This window comes from Allobosea sp. GW821-FHT10B12, assembly GCF_059415545.1.
This window is the reverse complement of the sequence record NZ_JBWKNL010000003.1, coordinates 914,683-931,380: the sequence shown is the minus strand read 5'-3', so window position 1 is coordinate 931,380 and position 16,698 is coordinate 914,683. Positions and strand designations below refer to the sequence as shown.

The 16,698-nt window shown below is 66.7% G+C and carries 16 protein-coding genes; 11 read left to right on the top strand and 5 right to left on the bottom strand.

The genetic code is table 11. The annotated features are described in order from the left end of the window. Nucleotides 1-157 precede the first annotated feature (157 nt). The 11 genes from AC07O0_RS14525 to AC07O0_RS14475 are packed head-to-tail and all read left to right on the top strand — an operon-like array spanning nt 158 to nt 10,438. Nucleotides 158-850, top strand: a complete 693-nt coding sequence (locus AC07O0_RS14525) for an MtnX-like HAD-IB family phosphatase (protein ID WP_494624153.1) — start codon at nt 158-160, stop codon at nt 848-850. Continuing rightward, nucleotides 843-2,291, top strand: a complete 1,449-nt coding sequence (locus tag AC07O0_RS14520) for an aspartate aminotransferase family protein (RefSeq protein ID WP_494624151.1) — start codon at nt 843-845, stop codon at nt 2,289-2,291. Before AC07O0_RS14525 ends, AC07O0_RS14520 begins: the two co-directional genes overlap by 8 nt. A gap of 17 nt (nt 2,292-2,308) precedes the next feature. Then, nucleotides 2,309-3,232 carry an arginase family protein gene (locus AC07O0_RS14515; RefSeq protein WP_494624149.1) on the top strand — a complete coding sequence of 308 codons (924 nt, stop codon included), beginning with the start codon at nt 2,309-2,311 and terminating at the stop codon, nt 3,230-3,232. Continuing rightward, nucleotides 3,229-3,591 carry an EamA family transporter gene (locus AC07O0_RS14510; RefSeq protein WP_494624147.1) on the top strand — a complete coding sequence of 121 codons (363 nt, stop codon included), beginning with the start codon at nt 3,229-3,231 and terminating at the stop codon, nt 3,589-3,591. Before AC07O0_RS14515 ends, AC07O0_RS14510 begins: the two co-directional genes overlap by 4 nt. A 13-nt stretch (nt 3,592-3,604) precedes the next feature. Further along, complete coding sequence (locus tag AC07O0_RS14505; protein ID WP_494624145.1) at nt 3,605-4,444, top strand: alpha/beta hydrolase; 840 nt, start codon at nt 3,605-3,607, stop codon at nt 4,442-4,444. Nucleotides 4,445-4,446: 2 nt separating this feature from the next. Continuing rightward, on the top strand, nt 4,447-5,601 hold the full coding sequence (locus AC07O0_RS14500) for a GNAT family N-acetyltransferase (protein ID WP_494624143.1): 1,155 nt from the start codon (nt 4,447-4,449) through the stop codon (nt 5,599-5,601). Continuing rightward, nucleotides 5,598-5,990 (top strand): DMT family transporter, encoded by a 393-nt coding sequence (locus tag AC07O0_RS14495; protein ID WP_494624141.1) that lies wholly within the window; start codon nt 5,598-5,600, stop codon nt 5,988-5,990. Before AC07O0_RS14500 ends, AC07O0_RS14495 begins: the two co-directional genes overlap by 4 nt. Next, nucleotides 5,990-6,409: a DUF2147 domain-containing protein gene (locus tag AC07O0_RS14490; protein ID WP_494624139.1), complete on the top strand. Its 420-nt coding sequence runs from the start codon at nt 5,990-5,992 to the stop codon at nt 6,407-6,409. The genes AC07O0_RS14495 and AC07O0_RS14490 overlap by 1 nt, the downstream gene beginning before the upstream one ends. 41 nt (nt 6,410-6,450) lie before the next feature. Continuing rightward, nucleotides 6,451-8,178, top strand: coding sequence for a sensor histidine kinase (locus AC07O0_RS14485; RefSeq protein ID WP_494624137.1), 1,728 nt, complete (start codon nt 6,451-6,453; stop codon nt 8,176-8,178). After that, complete coding sequence (locus tag AC07O0_RS14480) at nt 8,175-9,551, top strand: sigma-54-dependent transcriptional regulator (protein WP_494624135.1); 1,377 nt, start codon at nt 8,175-8,177, stop codon at nt 9,549-9,551. Before AC07O0_RS14485 ends, AC07O0_RS14480 begins: the two co-directional genes overlap by 4 nt. A 17-nt stretch (nt 9,552-9,568) precedes the next feature. Continuing rightward, complete coding sequence (locus AC07O0_RS14475) at nt 9,569-10,438, top strand: MipA/OmpV family protein (RefSeq protein ID WP_494624133.1); 870 nt, start codon at nt 9,569-9,571, stop codon at nt 10,436-10,438. Between the two features lie 17 nt (nt 10,439-10,455). Here AC07O0_RS14475 and AC07O0_RS14470 read toward each other — a convergent pair whose 3' ends face one another. The 5 genes from AC07O0_RS14470 to iolG all read right to left on the bottom strand — a co-directional run bounded on the left by AC07O0_RS14470 (nt 10,456) and on the right by iolG (nt 16,679). Next, entirely contained in the window at nt 10,456-11,517 is a 1,062-nt protein-coding gene (locus AC07O0_RS14470) for an ABC transporter ATP-binding protein (RefSeq protein ID WP_494624131.1), read from the bottom strand. Between the two features lie 15 nt (nt 11,518-11,532). Beyond that, entirely contained in the window at nt 11,533-13,716 is a 2,184-nt protein-coding gene (locus AC07O0_RS14465) for an ABC transporter permease (RefSeq protein WP_494624129.1), read from the bottom strand. Between the two features lie 55 nt (nt 13,717-13,771). Further along, nucleotides 13,772-14,809: an ABC transporter substrate-binding protein gene (locus AC07O0_RS14460; RefSeq protein ID WP_494624127.1), complete on the bottom strand. Its 1,038-nt coding sequence runs from the start codon at nt 14,807-14,809 to the stop codon at nt 13,772-13,774. A gap of 68 nt (nt 14,810-14,877) precedes the next feature. Next, the gene (locus AC07O0_RS14455) at nt 14,878-15,678 is read right to left on the bottom strand and encodes an inositol monophosphatase family protein (RefSeq protein ID WP_494624125.1); all 801 of its coding nucleotides are present in this window, start codon (nt 15,676-15,678) and stop codon (nt 14,878-14,880) included. After that, nucleotides 15,678-16,679: an inositol 2-dehydrogenase gene (iolG, locus tag AC07O0_RS14450; RefSeq protein ID WP_494624123.1), complete on the bottom strand. Its 1,002-nt coding sequence runs from the start codon at nt 16,677-16,679 to the stop codon at nt 15,678-15,680. The genes AC07O0_RS14455 and iolG overlap by 1 nt, the downstream gene beginning before the upstream one ends. Nucleotides 16,680-16,698: the final 19 nt, after the last annotated feature.

Here is a 16,698-nt window from a genome sequence, read left to right as displayed (position 1 = left end):
ATAAGCTGCATACGATACTCCAAAAAATGGAGCTGCCTCCAAAAATGGAGAGCTGCGGCCAGGAGCTGCAGCTCCCTTCATCTCGACTTTTCAATGACTTGGTATCTGGCACGGGGGTTGCTGAGGCGGCGCGCGGACTGGCTGGAGCGCAGCGGGCATGAATTGGCAGGCTATCGTCGATTTCGACGGGACGATCTCACGTGAGGATACGACCGACCTCGTGCTGCAGCGCTTCGCGGAGCCGGGCTGGGAGGAGATCGAGGCGGATTGGGTCGCCGGAAAGATCGGCTCGCGCGACTGCATGCAACGTCAGGTCGCGCTGCTGCACGCCTCGCCCGACGTGTTCGACACCTTCGTATCGTCGCTCGCGATCGATTGGGGTTTCGCCGCCTTCGTGCGGCTGTGCCAGCGCGCCGGGATCCCGGTCACCGTCGTCTCCGATGGGCTCGATCGCACCATTCACGCGCTGCTGGGCCGCGCCGGCCTGAATGGCCTGACGGTCGTCGCCAACCATATCGAGCCGGTGCCGGGCGATCGCTGGCGGCTGACCTCGCCGCATGCCGACCCCTCCGGCGGCTGCGCGAGCGGCACCTGCAAGTGCCGCGTCGCCAGCAGCCTGAGCCGGCCGCTGACCCTGCTGGTCGGCGATGGCCGCTCGGATTTCTGCGTCGCCGGCCAGGCCGACCTCGTCTTCGCCAAGAAGGGGCTGATCGCGCATTGCCGCGACAACGGCATCGGCCATCGCCCGTTCAACACCTTCTCGGAGGCCGTCGGCCTTCTCGAAACCCTGCTGTCGGAAACCACGACGGAACCGGCAGCCCCTGCACGCAAGGACATGATCAATGGATGACGGCTTCACCCTGCTCGACCGCGCCGAGCAGGTCGATGTTTCCTCCCAGCCTGCGGCGACGCTGGCCGAGGAAGAGGCCCGCCTGCTCGCGCTCGAGGCCGAATACTGCTCGCATGGCGACACCGTCCACTACACGCAGTTCCCGAAGATCTTCTCGGGCTGCGAGGGCTCGTTCATGCTCGACGCGGCCGGCAACCGCTTCCTCGACCTGCAGATGTGGTACTCGGCCGTGAATTTCGGCTACGCCAATCCGCGCCTGAACAATGCGCTGAAGCGCCAGATCGACACGCTGCCGCAGGTGGCGAGCCAGTATCTGCACCGCGAGAAGATCGAGCTCGCGGCGATGATCGCCCAGGATGCGCAGCGCAAGTTCGGCGCCAAGGGCCGCGTCCACTTCAATGTCGGCGGCGCCCAGGCGGTCGAGGATTCGCTCAAGCTCGTGCGCAACGCCAAGAAGGGCAAGAGCCTGATGTTCGCCTTCGAGGGCGGCTATCACGGCCGCACGCTCGGCGCCTCGGCGATCACCTCGTCCTATCGCTATCGCCGCCGCTTCGGCCATTTCGGCGAGCGCGCGCATTTCATCCCGTTCCCCTACCATTTCCGCGGCCCCAAGGGGATGAGCAAGGAAGAATACGGGCATCACTGCGTGCAGCAGTTCGCCCGGCTGTTCGAGAGCGAGTACAACGGCGTCTGGGATCCCAAGGTCGGCGAGGCCGAATACGCCGCCTTCTATGTCGAGCCGCTGCAGGGCACGGGCGGCTACGTCATCCCGCCGCCGAACTTCTTCGTCGAGCTCAAGAAGGTGCTTGACCAGCACGGCATCCTGCTGGTGGTCGACGAGATCCAGATGGGCTTCTACCGGACCGGCAAGCTCTGGTCGATCGAGCATTTCGGCGTGCAGCCGGACGTGATCGTCTTCGGCAAGGCGGTGACCAACGGGCTGAACCCGCTCTCCGGCGTCTGGGCCAAGGAGGAGCTGATCAACCCGACCGTGTTCCCGCCGGGCTCGACCCATTCGACCTTCAACGCCAACCCGCTCGGCACCGCCGTCGCGCTTGAGGCGATGAAGATGATGGAGGAAGAGGACTACGAGACCATGGTCATGGCCAAGGGCGCGTATTTCCTCGACGGGCTGCAAGGGCTGAAGCGTCGCCACAAGATCGTCGGCGAGGTCGACGGTCTCGGCATGGCGCTGCGGATCGAAGTCTGCGAGCCGCATGACAGCTTCACTCCGTCGAAGCGGCTGGTCGACCTGATGTGCGACGAGGGCATGAAGGCCGACCTTGAGGTCGGCGGCAAGCGCTATGGCCTCGTGCTCGACATTGGCGGCTACTACAAGAACGTCATCACCCTCGCGCCGGCATTGACCATGAGCTATGCCGAAATCGACCTCGCGATCGAGCTGCTCGACCAGCTCTTCGCCCGCGTCGCCAGCGCCTGAGAAATGGAGACGGGCCGGTGCGCCTGCGGGTGATCGACCTCGATGGCAGCGTGGCGGCGCAGGAGCCGCTGCGCCGGCGCATCGACGCGGGCACAGCCGCGCGCATCGAGGCGGCCGACCTCGCCGGCGCCTTGCGCATCGTCGCGGGTCGCAGAGCCAAGGCGGAGCTGCTGCAGCGCCTTGCCCATCGCGATGGCGAGGGGCGGGGCGTGCCCGTCTTCTTCTACGGCTCCGGCGATTTCCATCACGTCACCTCGGCCCTGCTCGGCAGGGTCGAAGAGCCAGTCACGGTCGTGCATTTCGACAATCACCCCGACTGGGTCAGTTTTCCGGCGACGGTGAATTGCGGCGCCTGGGTCAACCGGGCGCTGGAATTGCCGCAGGTCCATAAAGTCGTGACGATCGGTCCGTGCAGCGACGATCTCGTCCGTCCGGAGTGGCAGTTTGCCAATCTCAAGGCCGTGGCCGAAGGGCGGATCGCGCTCTACCCCTGGCGGCATGCGCCGTCGCGGGTCTGGGGGCGCTATGGCAAGACCGCGAGCTTCCGCCAGGAGAACGGACATCTGCATTGGCGCAATCTCGCCGACGAGGATTGGTCGGATTTCCTCGACGAGCTGATCGCGGCGATCCCGACCACAGCCATCTGGCTGACGATCGACAAGGATGTGCTCGGGCCGGGCGATGCCTGCACGAACTGGGACCAGGGCGACCTACCACTCTATCATCTGCTGGTGGCGGTCGAGCGGCTGTCTGCCGAGCGCCGGATCGTCGGTGCCGATGTCTGCGGCGACTGGTCGGAGCCGCGCTTCACCGATCCCTTCCGCGCCACACTCGCCTATTTCGACCATCCGACGCGCTTTACGCCGACGCCCGAACAGCTCGCCGTCAACGCTCGCGTCAATGCGCGCCTGATCGACTGCTTCCAGCGAGTGCTGTCATGAGCATGACGATCATCCTCTGGTTCGTAGCGTCGGTCGTCTGCGACGTCGCCGGCCAGATCTGTTTCAAGATCGGCGCCGACAGGTTGCCGCAGGGCGCCGATGTCCGGGCGACAGCTGCGGCGATGATGCGCTGCGGCTGGGTCACCGCCGGCATCGCAACTTACATAGCCGAGTTCTTCATCTGGTTGCGCATCCTCGCCGAGGTGCCGCTCTCGATCGCCTTCCCGATCGCCAGCGCCAACTTCCTAGCCATCACCCTGGCCAGCGCCGTCTTCCTCGGCGAGCGCGTCGGCCGTCGGCAATGGCTCGGCTCCTTCCTGATCACCTGCGGCGTCATCATCGTCGCCCGAACCGCTTGACGGACATGTTCCGATGATCACACGCGATTTCAGTGTCCGCCTTGCCGGTGACCGCACCGGCTTCCTGCTCATTCACGGCCTCGGCGGCACGCCGACCGAATTGCGCTTCGTCGCCCGGGCGCTGCACCGCGCCGGCCACACCGTGCATTGTCCGCAGCTCGCCGGGCATTGTGCCGGGGAGGCCGAGATCCTCGCCACCGGCTGGCGCGACTGGGCCCAGAGCGTCTACGCCGAGCTTGAGCGCATGCGCGAGATTTGCGACACGGTGATCGTCGGCGGGCTGTCCATGGGCGCGGTGCTGGCGATGCATGTCGCTGCCCAGCGTCCCGGCCAGGTCGACGGGCTCGCCCTCTATGCGCCGACCTTCTGGTATGATGGCTGGTCGATCCCGCGCTACGCCTTCCTGCTGAAATGGGTGATCCACACGCCGTTCGGGCGGCGCTACCGGTTCGTCGAGCGCGAGCCCTATGGGCTGAAGGACACGCGTACCCGCGCGCTGGTGGTCTCGTCGCTGGCGAGCGGCGACAGTTCGGAGGCCGGCCTACTCGGCACGCCGTCGGGCTCGCTGAGAGAGATGTGGGACCTGATCGCGGTCACCCGCCGCGAGTTGTCTCTGGTGAAATGCCCGGCGCTGCTGGTCCATCCGCGCGAGGACGACATTGCTGACCTGAAGAATGCCTTCGAGATTCAGCGCAAGCTCGGCGGGCTGGTCGATGCAGTGATCCTCGACGACAGCTATCACCTCGTCACCATCGACCAGCAGCATGAGATCGTGATCGAGCGCTCGCTGGCCATGGCTGCGCGGCTCGCCAAAGCGCGCCTGCCGGCGCTGCCGCTCGTGGCGGCTGAGTGAGCATGGGCCAGGGCCGCATCCTGACGGGTATGGCGGATGTCTCCTCCGCTGCCTGGGACGCCTGCCTGCCGGGTGAGGCGGAATGCCATGCCTATTACAGCGCCTGCGATACGGTCGCGGCGGAGAGCGGAATCGGGCTGCGCATGGCGGCGGCCGTTGCCGAGCAGGATGGCGAGGTTGTCGCGGTCGCGCCGTTTTTTCGATTGAACTACCGGCTCGACACGCCCTTGCAAGGCAAGCTCAGGAGCGTCGGCGATACCCTGTATCGGCATGCGCCCGGCCTCGTCACCCTGAAGGTCCTCTGCATCGGCTCGCCCTATGCCGAACGTTGTCATCTCGGCTTCTCGCCGAAGCTCGATGCAGCCGGGCGTAGTGCTGCCTTCCAGGCGCTCTCCATCGCGCTGGAGCGGCAGGCCGCAGAGGAGGGCGCGCATCTCGTGGTCTGGAAGGACTTGGCGCCGGCAGAAGAAGACGGCGTCGGCGATGCGCTGAAGCAGGTAGGCTTTGCCCGGCTCGGCAGTCTGCCGATCGCGCTGCTCGACCTGCCCTTCGCCGACGAGGCCGCCTATCTCGCCTCGCTCTCGGCGGCGACGCGCAAGGACATCAAGCGCAAGCTCGCCAGGGCAGGTGAGGTCCGCATCGCTTTCCACAGCGACATTACCGAGTTGGAGCCTAGGATCGACGCGCTATACGAGGCGACACGGGCACAGAGCGGGCTTGACTATGGCGAGCTCGAAGTGCTGCCACCGGGCTATTTCGGCGCGGTCTCGCGTGCGCTCGGCGAGCGGGCGGTGTTCGTGCTCTACTGGATCGGCGACGAGCTCGCCGCCTTCAACCTGCTGCTGGTCGAGTCCGACCGCGTGATCGACAAGTTCCTGGGCATGCGCTACCCGCTGGCGCGCGAACATAACCTCTATGCCGTGAGCTGGATGGCGAATGTCCGCTTCTGTCTGGAGCGCGGCATCGGCAAGCTCCAGAGCGGCCAGACGGCCTATGCCTCGAAGCTGCGCTTCGGCAGCCGGCTCGTGCCTTCGACCCTCTATGTCCGGCATCGGCTCGCGCCATTGCAATGGGCGCTGCGCTCCTTGAGCCCCTGGCTCGGTTTCGAGCGCTTCGATCCCGATCTTGCCGCAATCGCCCGAAAGAAGGCCGCATGAGCAGCATCTCGCCACCGGCCACGACCTCCTGGACGCGCCAACTCGCGATCTGGGTCGCCTTCGTCGTGCTCGACACCGGCACGCAGCTCGCCTTCAAATGGGGCGCAGACGGGCTCGGCGACATGGAATTCGGCTTCGCCATGATGGCGAAGGCAGTGTCGCTGCCGGGTGTCTGGTTTGCGACGCTCGGCTATATCGGCACCTTCGTCGTCTGGATGGCGATCCTGCGCGACATGCCGCTCAGCCGCGCCTTCCCGATGACCGGACTGGTCTATGTCACGGTTCCGCTGTTCGCCTGGTTCACTTTCGGCGAGCAGATCGACCTGGTTCGCGCAGGCGGAATCGCGCTGATCATCGCAGGCGTGGTCCTGCTCGGGAGTGACGACTGATGCGTGGACTTGGCCTGGCCTGCGTGCTCGCGGCGACCCTGACGGCGGCGCTGCCGGCTCTGGCCGACCCGATGGGCGACATCGTCGGGCGCTGGCGCGATTCCGACGGGGAATCGGAGATCGCGATCAGCCGTTGCGGCCCGGCGCTGTGCGGCAAGATCGTCTGGCTGAAAGAGGCGCGCTTCGACATATTCAATCCCGATGAAAGTCAGCGGAAGCGTTCCCTGCTCGGTCTGCAAGTGCTTTCCGGCTTCAAGCCCTCCGCCAAGGGAGCGCTGGAGGGCGAAGGCTACAATCCGGCCGACGGCAAGACCTATCGGACCACGCTGGAACTGGCCTCCTCCCGCAGCCTCGTCGTCCGCGGCTGCGTGCTCGGCGGCCTGATCTGCGACGACGATACCTGGTCGCGGCAGCCATGACGTCGGTCGGTGGTCGGAGCTGAGGGGAGAACGAGCCCGGCATGTCGATGCGGATGACATCGCTCAGGTTCAGGCTGGTGATCGGCTTCATGCTGGTCAGCGTGCCGGCGATGATGGCGTCCGCCTATATCGCGGCCAGGCTGATCTCGGACGCCTTCGAGGAGAATGTCGAGCAGTGGCTCGGCGAGACCTCGCGCTTCTTCGCCCTCGAGATCGCCGAGGCGACGCAGGAGGCGCAGCGCGTCGCGGGCGTGATCGGGCACCGGCTGGAGCAGGCAGCCGACGAGCACAAGATGCAGAAAACCGTCGAGCGCGAGTTCGCGGTGCTGAGCTCGGTCGGCTACGATCTGATCGCGATCTATCGCCCCGGCGGCGACGTCCTGTTCAAGACCCGCGATTTCAACAGCGTCAGCCCGTTGCCGGCGGAGACCAGCCTCGGCCTGTTCAGGATCGAAACCGACGGCAAGCGCTGGATCATGGCGGGCGCGGTCCAGGCCGTGCAGATCGGGGGGCAGCCGGCCAATATCCTGGTCGGGACCTGGCTCGATGAAGGCTCCTTCGGCGGCATCAAGGTGGTGACGTCGCTGGAGATCCGACTCTTCGCGCTCTTCAACAAGCAGCTCGAACTGGTGATGCAGACCCACCCCGACCGTACGACCGCGGTTCCGCAAAACGTGCGGGCGAAGCTCGAAGCCGGAGAGGAAGCGATCTTCGAGCCGGCCGCCGACGGCGGCGCCTACCGCGCCGTCTATTCCGGCCTGCGCGGCATCGACGGTGAGCTCGCGGCGATCAGCTTCATCGGCATGCGCAGCGAGGCGGGCTTCTTCGAGCAGCTCGGCCGGGAGAGCCTGTTCCTCGGCATCTTCCTGCTCGGCAGCGCGATCTCGATCGTCGTCGGCATCCTGACCTCGGACCTGCTGGTCCGGCCGCTGCGCGCGTTGACCCATGGCGTGCGGGCGATCGCTGGTGGCGATTTTGGTCAGCGTGTCTCGGCCGGCGGCGGCCGCGAGATCGTCGAGCTCGCCAACGGCTTCAACGGCATGGCCGAGCAGCTCGGCAAACTGCGCGAACTGGAGGCGGAGCTGCGACGCCGCGACCGGCTTTCGGCGCTCGGGCAGGCGGCGATGGTGATCGCCCATGAAGTGCGCAACCCGCTGGGCATCATTAAGACCTCGACCGAGGTGGTCCGCAACCGCGCCAAGCTCGGCGGGGCGGAGGAAAAGATGCTCGGCTACGTCATCGACGAGGTCCGCCGCATCGAGACGCTGGTGCGCGATTTCCTCGACTTCGCCCAGCCGAAGCCGCCGGTGAAGGTGGAGCTGCCCTTACGCTCGGTGATCGACCGCGTCGCGGCGATCGCCGCGCCCGAATTCAGCCGCCAGAAGATCGAGCTCTCGATCGAGGACCATAGCGGCGGCGCGATCGTTCTCGGCGACCCCGATCAGTTGTATCAGGCCTGCCTGAATCTCATCCTCAACGCGATCGACGCCATGCCGGATGGAGGCAAGATCGCGGCGAGAGTGAGCGCCACAGACGAGATGGTCTCGCTGACGATCCGCGACGAGGGCGCCGGCGTGCCGGACGCGATCCGCCAGGAGATCTTCAATCCGTTCTTCACCACCAAGGCGAAGGGCACCGGGCTCGGCCTTGCCAAGGTGCAGAGCGTGGTGGAGGCCCATGGCGGCAGCACCTCCTGCGTCTGCGTGCCGGGGCGAGGCGCTGCCTTCACCATCACGCTGCCGCGGGCGAAACCGGGAGCGTCGGCATGAGCCGTTCCATCCTGGTGGTCGACGATGAGGTGCGGCTCGCCGACGTGCTGGCGGCGGCGCTGGAGGATCTCGGCTATCGCGCCACGGCGGTGCACAGTGCCCGCGCGGCCCTCGCCGAGCTCGAACAGGCGCGCTTCGATCTGGTGCTGACCGACCTCAGGCTGCCGGTGATGGACGGGCGCGCTTTGCTGCGCGAGGTCCGCGGCCGCTGGCCGGAGGTGCCTGTCATCATCATAACCGCCTTTGCGGCGGTGCGGGACGCGGTCGACCTCGTCAAGGAAGGAGCCTTCGACTACATCGCCAAGCCGTTCGAGATCGACGATGTCTCCGCCACGATCAGGCGGGCGCTGCGCCTCGCCGACGTGGTGCGCGACAATGAACGGCTGCGCAGCGAGCTCGAGGGCCGCTACAGCTTCGATACGCTGGTCGGCAACAGCGCCGCCTTCCGCCGCGTGATCGAGCAGGTGACGGAGGTCTGCGAGACCAAGGCGACCGTGCTGCTCAACGGCGAGAGCGGCACCGGCAAGGAACTGGTCGCTCGCGCGATCCACTTCAACAGCCCGCGGCGCGACAAGCCCTTCATTGCGGTCAACTGCACGGCGATTCCCGAAGCCCTGCTGGAGAGCGAGCTCTTCGGCCATGTGAAGGGCGCCTTCACCGGGGCTCTCGCCAACCGGATCGGCCGTTTTGCCGCCGCCGATGGCGGCACGCTTTTCCTCGACGAGATCGGCGACATGCCCCTGCCGGTCCAGGCCAAGCTGCTGCGGGTGATCCAGGAGCGCAGCTTCGAGCCGGTCGGTGCGACCCGGACGCAGACCGTCGACGTCCGTCTGGTCGCCGCGACGCACCGGGACATGCGCCAGGCCGTCGATGGCGGCAGCTTCCGCGAGGACCTGTTCTACCGGCTCAACGTCTTCCCGATCCTGCTGCCGCCGCTGCGCGACCGCGCCGACGACATCCCGCTGTTGGCGGCGCATTTCCTGACCGAGCTGGCGGACGGGATGGGCAAGCGAGCGACCGGCTTCTCGCCGACAGCCATGGCCGCGATGACCGCCTATGACTGGCCCGGGAACATCCGGGAGCTGCACAACTGCATCGAACGGGCGGTGATCGTCGCCAAGGCGCAGACGATCGATGCGGTCGATCTGCCGCAGGACCTGTTCGTCGGCAGCCGCCGGAGCGAGCGCGATGGCCTGCCGCGCGATCTCGACGCCGAGCTCGAACGGATCGAGCGGGAGTTCATCATTGCGGCGCTCAGGCGCAGCGACGGCGTGCAGGTCAGGGCTGCGAAATTGCTAGGCATAGCCGAGAGAAGCCTTTGGCATCGGATCAAGAAACTCGGTATCAAGCTGGGCCGCGCGATCGCGGACTGACTACGGGACGACTCTCCATGCCTATTCCTGCTCGTCCCGAACGCCATCGCTTCGGCTTGCGCCATCGCCCAGCCGTTCTGGCGGGAGCGATTGCGATCGCGTTTGCTAGCGGAGCGGCACAGGCAGGCGACGATGACGGCAAGCGCGCCGTGACCGATCCCGCTCCCGCAAAGGGCTGGATCATCACGCTGGGCGGCTCGTTCGAGGTAGGGCCGAAATACGAGGGATCGAATTCGGCGGGCCCATCCTTCATGCCGTCGATCTCCTGGCGCCGGGCCGGCGAGCCGGCCGGTTTCAGCGCGCCCGATGAAGGGCTGGACTATGCGCTCTACGAAACCGACCGCTTCAGCGTCGGTGTCGTCGGCAGCTATCGCGCCGGACGCTATTCCGGTTCGAACGCCAGGCTTTTCGGCTTGCGCGACGTGCCGTGGTCGATCGAGGCCGGCGCCTTTGCCGAGTACTGGCTGGTTCCCGAGCGCCTGCGCACCCGTATCGAGGTTCGTCAGGGCTTCAACGGTCATCACGGGGTCGTCGCCGATCTCTCGGCCGACTGGGTGGAACGGCTCGGCAGCTTCACCTTCGCCGTCGGACCGCGTCTATCGCTCGGCAGCGCCTCGTTCATGCGCCGAAATTTCGGCGTGCTGCCTTACGAGGCCACGCTCAACGGAGTGGTCACGGCCTACAGGCCCGGCGGCGGCGCCAAATCTATCGGCCTTGCCTCGTCATTGGAATACGCTTGGTCGCCGAGCCTCTCCACAACCCTGTTTGCGCGTTATGACCGGCTGGTCGGCGACGCCGCCAACTCGCCGCTCGTCGACACGCTCGGCCAGCGCAACCAGTTCTCGGTGGGTATCGGCGCGAGCTACTCGTTCCACGTCGGCGGCTGAGGCCGACAAGCAGAAGCTCAGGGCACCAGGATCACGCCCGAGCTGGCGAAGGAGAGCCAGACCGGCGTCCCCGGCGCCAGCATGTCGTCGACATCGTGGCTGATGACGAAGAGCTCGCCGACGGCGGTCTCGATCATCAGGTCGAGATGATTGCCGAGATAGGCGCATTTGCGGACGCTGCCCGGCAGCGTGCCCTGGCTCTCATGGCGCGAGGCCATGAGGCTCTGCGGCCTGATCGCTGCCTTGGCAGGGCCCGGCTGCAGGCCGCGTGCCGGCAATGAGACGCTGGCCGGCCCGATCGCGACCTCTGCGCGCCCGTCTGCGACTGACTTCACAGTGACGTCGACCATGTTGGCGTCGCCGATGAAGTCGGCGACGAAGGCATCGGCCGGCTCCTCATAGAGCTGGCGCGGCGTGCCCTGCTGGGCGATGCGGGCGTTCGACATCACGATGATGCGGTCGGAGACGGCGAGCGCCTCTTCCTGATCGTGCGTGACATAGGCGACGGTGAGATTGAGCGTCTGCTGCAGCTCGCGAATCTCTTCGCGCACGCGCCGGCGCAATTTGGCGTCGAGATTGGAGAGCGGCTCGTCGAAGAGCAGCACCTGCGGCTCGAGCACGAGGGCGCGCGCGACGGCGACGCGCTGCTGCTGTCCGCCGGAGAGCTCCGAGGGGAAACGCTTCTCGAAGCCCTTGAGGCCGACCAGCGCCAGCTTCTCCAGCGCCATCTCCTGCGCCTTGGCCTTGGGCAGGCCTTTCACTGTCGGGCCATAGGCGGTGTTGTCGAGCACGCTCATATGCGGGAAGAGCGCATAGGACTGGAAGACCATGCTGACGTCGCGATCGGCGGCGGAGAGCCGGGTGACGTCCTTGCCGCCGATCAGGATCTCGCCTTCACTGGCGATCTCCAGGCCGGCGATCATGCGCAGCGTCGTGGTCTTGCCGCAGCCGGAAGGGCCGAGCAGCGTCACCAGCTTGCCGGCTTCGATCGAAAAACTGACATTGTCGACCGCAGTCACCGCGCCATAGCGCATGCTGACATTGCGGAACTCGACGGAGGCGGGGCCGGCCTTGGGCATGGCTGCAACGTATCCTTACTTGATCGGCTCGGCGGCGGAGGCGGCGAGGGCAGGCGTGCCGCGTCGGCCGAGCTTGCGCTCGCCGACGCCGAGCTGGATCAGGCTGATACCAAGCGCCATCACCACGATCAGCACCGAGGAATAGGCGATGGCGAGGCCGAACTCGCCGGCCTCGACGCGGCCGACGATATAGGCGGTGGCGAGGTTGTATTCGGCCGAGACCAGGAAGATCACGGCGCTGACCGTCGTCATGCTGCGCACGAAGCTGTAGACCAGCGCCGCGACGAGGGCAGGGCGCAGCAGCGGCAGCACCACCCGCCAGAGCGTGGTGAAGCTGCGGGCCGAGAGCGTCGCCGAAGCCTCGTCCAGGCTCTTGTCGATCTGCGACAACCCGGCGATGCCGGAGCGCACGCCGACCGGCATGTTGCGGAAGACGAAGGCGATGACGAGGATCAGGCCGGTGCCGGTGATCTCGACCGGCGGCACGTTGAAGGCGAGGATATAGGCGACGCCGAGCACGGTGCCGGGAATGGCGAAGCTCAGCATGGTCGCGAATTCGAGGGCGCCGCGACCGGCGAAGCGCTGCCGCGTCAGCAGGTAAGCGGTGAGCAGGCCAATGAGCGCCGTCAGCGGCGCCGAGATCGCGGCGAGCTTCAGCGTGGTGAAGAAGGACGGCCAGGCCGAGCCGTCGAAATAGAGTCCGCGGCTGAAATCGATCGAGAAGCCGGTGATGTAGTGCTGCAGCGTCGGGGTGTGGTCGCGGCCCATCGTCTTCACGAAGCCGCCCATCAGGATGACGATGTAGATGACGGCGGTCAGCGCCACCCAGGGGCCGATCACCAGCGCCGAAATCCAGGTGATCCGGCGCGGCAGCGGCGTCGGCAGGCCGGAATCACCCTTGCCGGTGACGGTCGTATAGGACTTGCTGCCGAGCCAGCTCTGTTGTGCCCAGAAGGCGGCGAGCGTGAAGCCGAGCAGGACGACGGCGAGCACCGCCGCCTGGCCCTGATTATGCGCGGCCCCGACCACGGCGAAGAAGATCTTGGTCGACAGCACCTCGAAATTGCCGCCGAGCACCAGCGGATTGCCGAAATCGGCCATGCTCTCGACGAAGCCGAGCAGGAAGGCGTTGGCGAGGCCGGGCCGAAGCAGCGGCCAGGTCACGGTGCGGAAGGTGGTCCAGCGCTTGGCGCCGAGCGTCTGCGAGGCTTCTTCCAGGCTCGGCGCGATGCCCTGCACGACGCCGATCAGCACCAGGAAGGCGATCGGCGCGAAGGCGAGGACCTGGGCGAGCAGGACGCCGGGCAGGCCATAGATCCAGCGCGAGCGCGGCACGCCGAACCATTCGAACAGGAATGTCGAGAACAGGCCCGAACGCCCAAAGAGCAGGATCAGCGCCAGGCCGATGACGAAGGGCGGCGTGATGATCGGCAGCACGGTGAGCAGGCGCATGGCCCGCTTGCCGGGCATGCCGGTGCGCAGGATCAGCAGGGCGCAGGCGAGGCCAAGCAAGGTGGTGATGATGCCGGTCAGCACGGCGAGGATCAGCGTGTTCCAGGCGACGCCGCAATTGGTGTTGGCGCTGAGGCAGCCCAGTCCCCAGATCGTCGGGCTGAAGAAGCGCTCGACGAACTCGCCGAGGACGAGGGCGCCGCTGGTATCGACCAGAGCGCTGCGCAGGATCACCGCCACCGGCAGGAAGATGAAGAGCGCGATCAGCATGATGACGATGCCGATCGAGGAGGTCGTGAAGAGGTCGCCACGGCACAGCCCGCGATAGGCGAGGCCGTGGCAGAGCAGGAGCAGCAGCGAGACCAGGGTTATGAGCGCGCCGAAGCCCATGCCGGACTGGGCCGCCCCGGCACCGCCGAGCAGGGCGGCCAGCGTCGGCATGCCCTGGTCCTTGAGCGTGACGGCAAAGCCCTGGGCGAAGAAGACGACGAGCCCGGCAAAGCCGATCCAGGCCAGGAGCTTGCCGGTGCCGGCATTCTCCTGCCGGAAGGCGAAGAGGCTGGCGAAGAGGAGGGCGATGCCGACCGGCGCGAGCCAGGGCGCCGCCCCCGAGAGCACGAGCGCGAGCGCCGTGCCGGCCTTGCCGAAGGGATAGCCGGCAAGGCTCATCCCCTCGGGCAGGTACCAGGGGATGAGCGCATAGCCGAGCCAGCCGGCCAGCAGCGCAAGCCTCGTCGCGGGACGCATCGTCTCTCGCCTCTCGTCTCAGATGTCCGCGATCAGCGCGAGCTCACTTGTCCGATCACTTGGGCAGCGCCTTGATCTCCTTGTCCCACTTGGTCAGCAGCCGGACGCGCTCGGCCGAGGAGCCGTATTTGACGAAGTCGTACTTGATCAGCTTCATCTCGGACATCTTCGGCGCCTGGGCCGGGACCGGCGCGTTCTTGTTCGAGGGAACCTGATAGGACTTCGCTGGCGCCGCGAGCGCCTGTGCCGCCGGGGTCAGGGCCCAGTCATAGAACTTCTTGGCGTTGTCGAGATTGCGCGCGCCCTTGACGATCGACATCGAGCCGATCTCGTAGCCGGTGCCCTCGCAAGGGGCGACGGCCTTGATCGGATCGCCCTGCACGGCGAACACCACGGCGTCATGGATGAAGACGATGCCGACGGCAGTCTCGCCGAGGCTCGCCGCCTTTGCTGGAGCCGCACCCGACTTGGTGTACTGGCTGACGTTCTTGTGCAGGGCCCTGAGATAGTCGAAGCCCTTGTCCTCGCCCATCAGCTGCACGACCGTGGCGAGCAGGTTGTAGGCCGTGCCCGAGGAGTTCGGGTCGGCGACCTGGACGTCGTCCTTCAGCTTGGGATCGAGCAGGTCGGCCCAGCACTTGGGCTCATTCAGGCCCTTGGCCTTGATCTGCTGGGTGTTGTAGCCGAAGCCGAGCGCGCCGGCATAGATGCCGACCGAGCGCTTCTTGGCCGCTTCCCATTGCGCCAGCGCCCACTCGTGCATGTCCTTGTTGGCGGGCGATTCATACTCCTGCGTCAGGCCTTCCTCGGCCGCCTGCAGATGCGGGTCGCCGGTGCCGCCCCACCAGATGTCGCCGCGCGGATTGGACGATTCCGCCTTGAGCTGGGCATAGATCTCGCCAGCCGACTTGCGGGTCATCGCGACCTTGATGCCGGTCTCCTTCTCGAAGGCGCCGCTCATGGCGCGGCACCATTCCTCCTGCACGCCGCAATACATGACGAGCGAGCCCTGGGCCTGGGCTGGAGCAGCGGCGAAGGCCGCGCTCGCAGCGGCGGCCAACAGCCCGGCGCGAAGCCAATGGTGTTTCTGCATATTGTCCTCCCGATTTTTGGTTCTGACTTGTTCTTGTTGGGTCGATAGTGACCGTTCGTTCGAAAAGATCAACGATCCCTGTGCCGGCTTACTATTCCGGTGATGCGCTCCAGCTCTGTCGTCAGCTCCGGCGTGCAGCACAGGACCGGATTGCCGGCAGCGATCGCGTCGCCCTCGAAGAAATCATTGACGTGGGCGCCGGCCTCGGCAGCGATCACCAGCCCGGCGGCGACGTCCCAGGAATTGATGTGCAATTCGGCATAGGCGTCGGTTCGGCCGCAGGCGACATGGCAGAGCCCGAGCGCTCCGGCGCCGGGGCGCTTGACCGCCGCGCCGGCCTCGAAGCCTCGCCTGACCATGTCGATATAGCTGTCGAGCGGCCGGCGCTTCGACCAGCCGAATTCGAGGCTGGCGCGGCCGATATCGCTGGTGCCCGAAACCCGGATCGGCCGGCCGTTGAGGCTCGCCCCGCTGCCGCGCCGGGCGCGGTAGACCTCGCCGAGCGCGGGGGCCGCGATGACCCCGATCTCCGGCCGCCCGTCGAGCACGAGGCCGATCGAGATGCACCAGTTGCGATCGCCATGAGCGAAGTTGGCGGTGCCATCGATCGGATCGATGATCCAGACCGCATCGGCCGCTTCGCCACCGCCTTCCTCGCCAATCACGGCATCGGATGGGAAGAGCCGTTCAAGCCGCTCGCGCAGGAAGCTCTCCACGGTGCCGTCGGCGGCGGTGAGCCAATCCTGGGCGCCCTTCATCGTGATGTTCAGGGCATCGCTCCGGCCGAAATAGCCGAGCGCGAGATGACTGGCCTCTGCGACGAGGCCGAGCACGGCATATTCGCGCAGTTCAAGTTCGGCAGGCGTCATCACAGCGCCTCCAGCGAGACGGCGACCGGCTTGCCGGTGCGGCGCGACTCGGTCGCCGCATCGGCCAGGATCTGGGCCTTCAGACCATCGAGGCCCGACGGCGAGGGGGCGCGTTTGTCGCGGCAGGCGCTGACGAAGGCGTCGAGCTCGGCGCGATAGGCCGCGGCGTAGCGCTCCAGGAAGAAGTTCTGCACGGGATCGGCGCGGAAGCCGGCGCCGGTCGCGATCTCCACGGTGGTCTCGTGGATATTGCCGGCGCGCAGCATGCCCTTGGAGCCGTGCACCTCGATGCGCTGGTCGTAGCCGTAAGTTGCGCGGCGCGAATTCGAGATCTGGGCGATGCGGCCGCTTGCGGTGCGCATCAGCACGGCGGCGGTGTCGACGTCGCCGGCCTGGCCGATCGCCGGATCGACCAAGGCCGAGCCGAGCGCGAAGACCTCGACCGGCTCCTCGGCGAGGAGGAAGCGGGCCATGTCGAAATCATGGATCATCATGTCCCGGAAGAGCCCGCCCGAGCGCTTGACGTATTCGACCGGCGGCGGGCCGGGATCGCGCGAGATCACGCTGACGATCTCGATCGCGCCGGCCTCGCCGGCGCGCAGGCGGCCTTCCAGCGCAGCGAAGTTCGGATCGAAGCGGCGATTGAAGCCGATCATCAGCGGCTTGCCGGACTTGGCCACCACCTCGAGGCAGCGGCGGATGCGGCCGGCGTCGAGATCGACCGGCTTCTCGCAGAACACCGCCTTGCCGGCTGAGACCGCGGCCTCGATCAGATCGGCATGGGTGTCGGTCGGGGTGCAGATCACCACGGCGTCGATGCCGGAATCGGCGAGGATCGCCTCAGTCGTTGCAACCTTGGCGCCGGAAGCCTGGGCGAGCGAGGCGGCGGCCTCGGCCGAGGCATCGGAGAGCGCGACCAGTTGCGCATCGGCGCGCCCCGCGACGTTGAGCCCGTGAATGCGCCCGATCCGGCCGGCGCCCAGCAATCCAAATCTCATCACGTCCGTGGTCCTGCGGTTC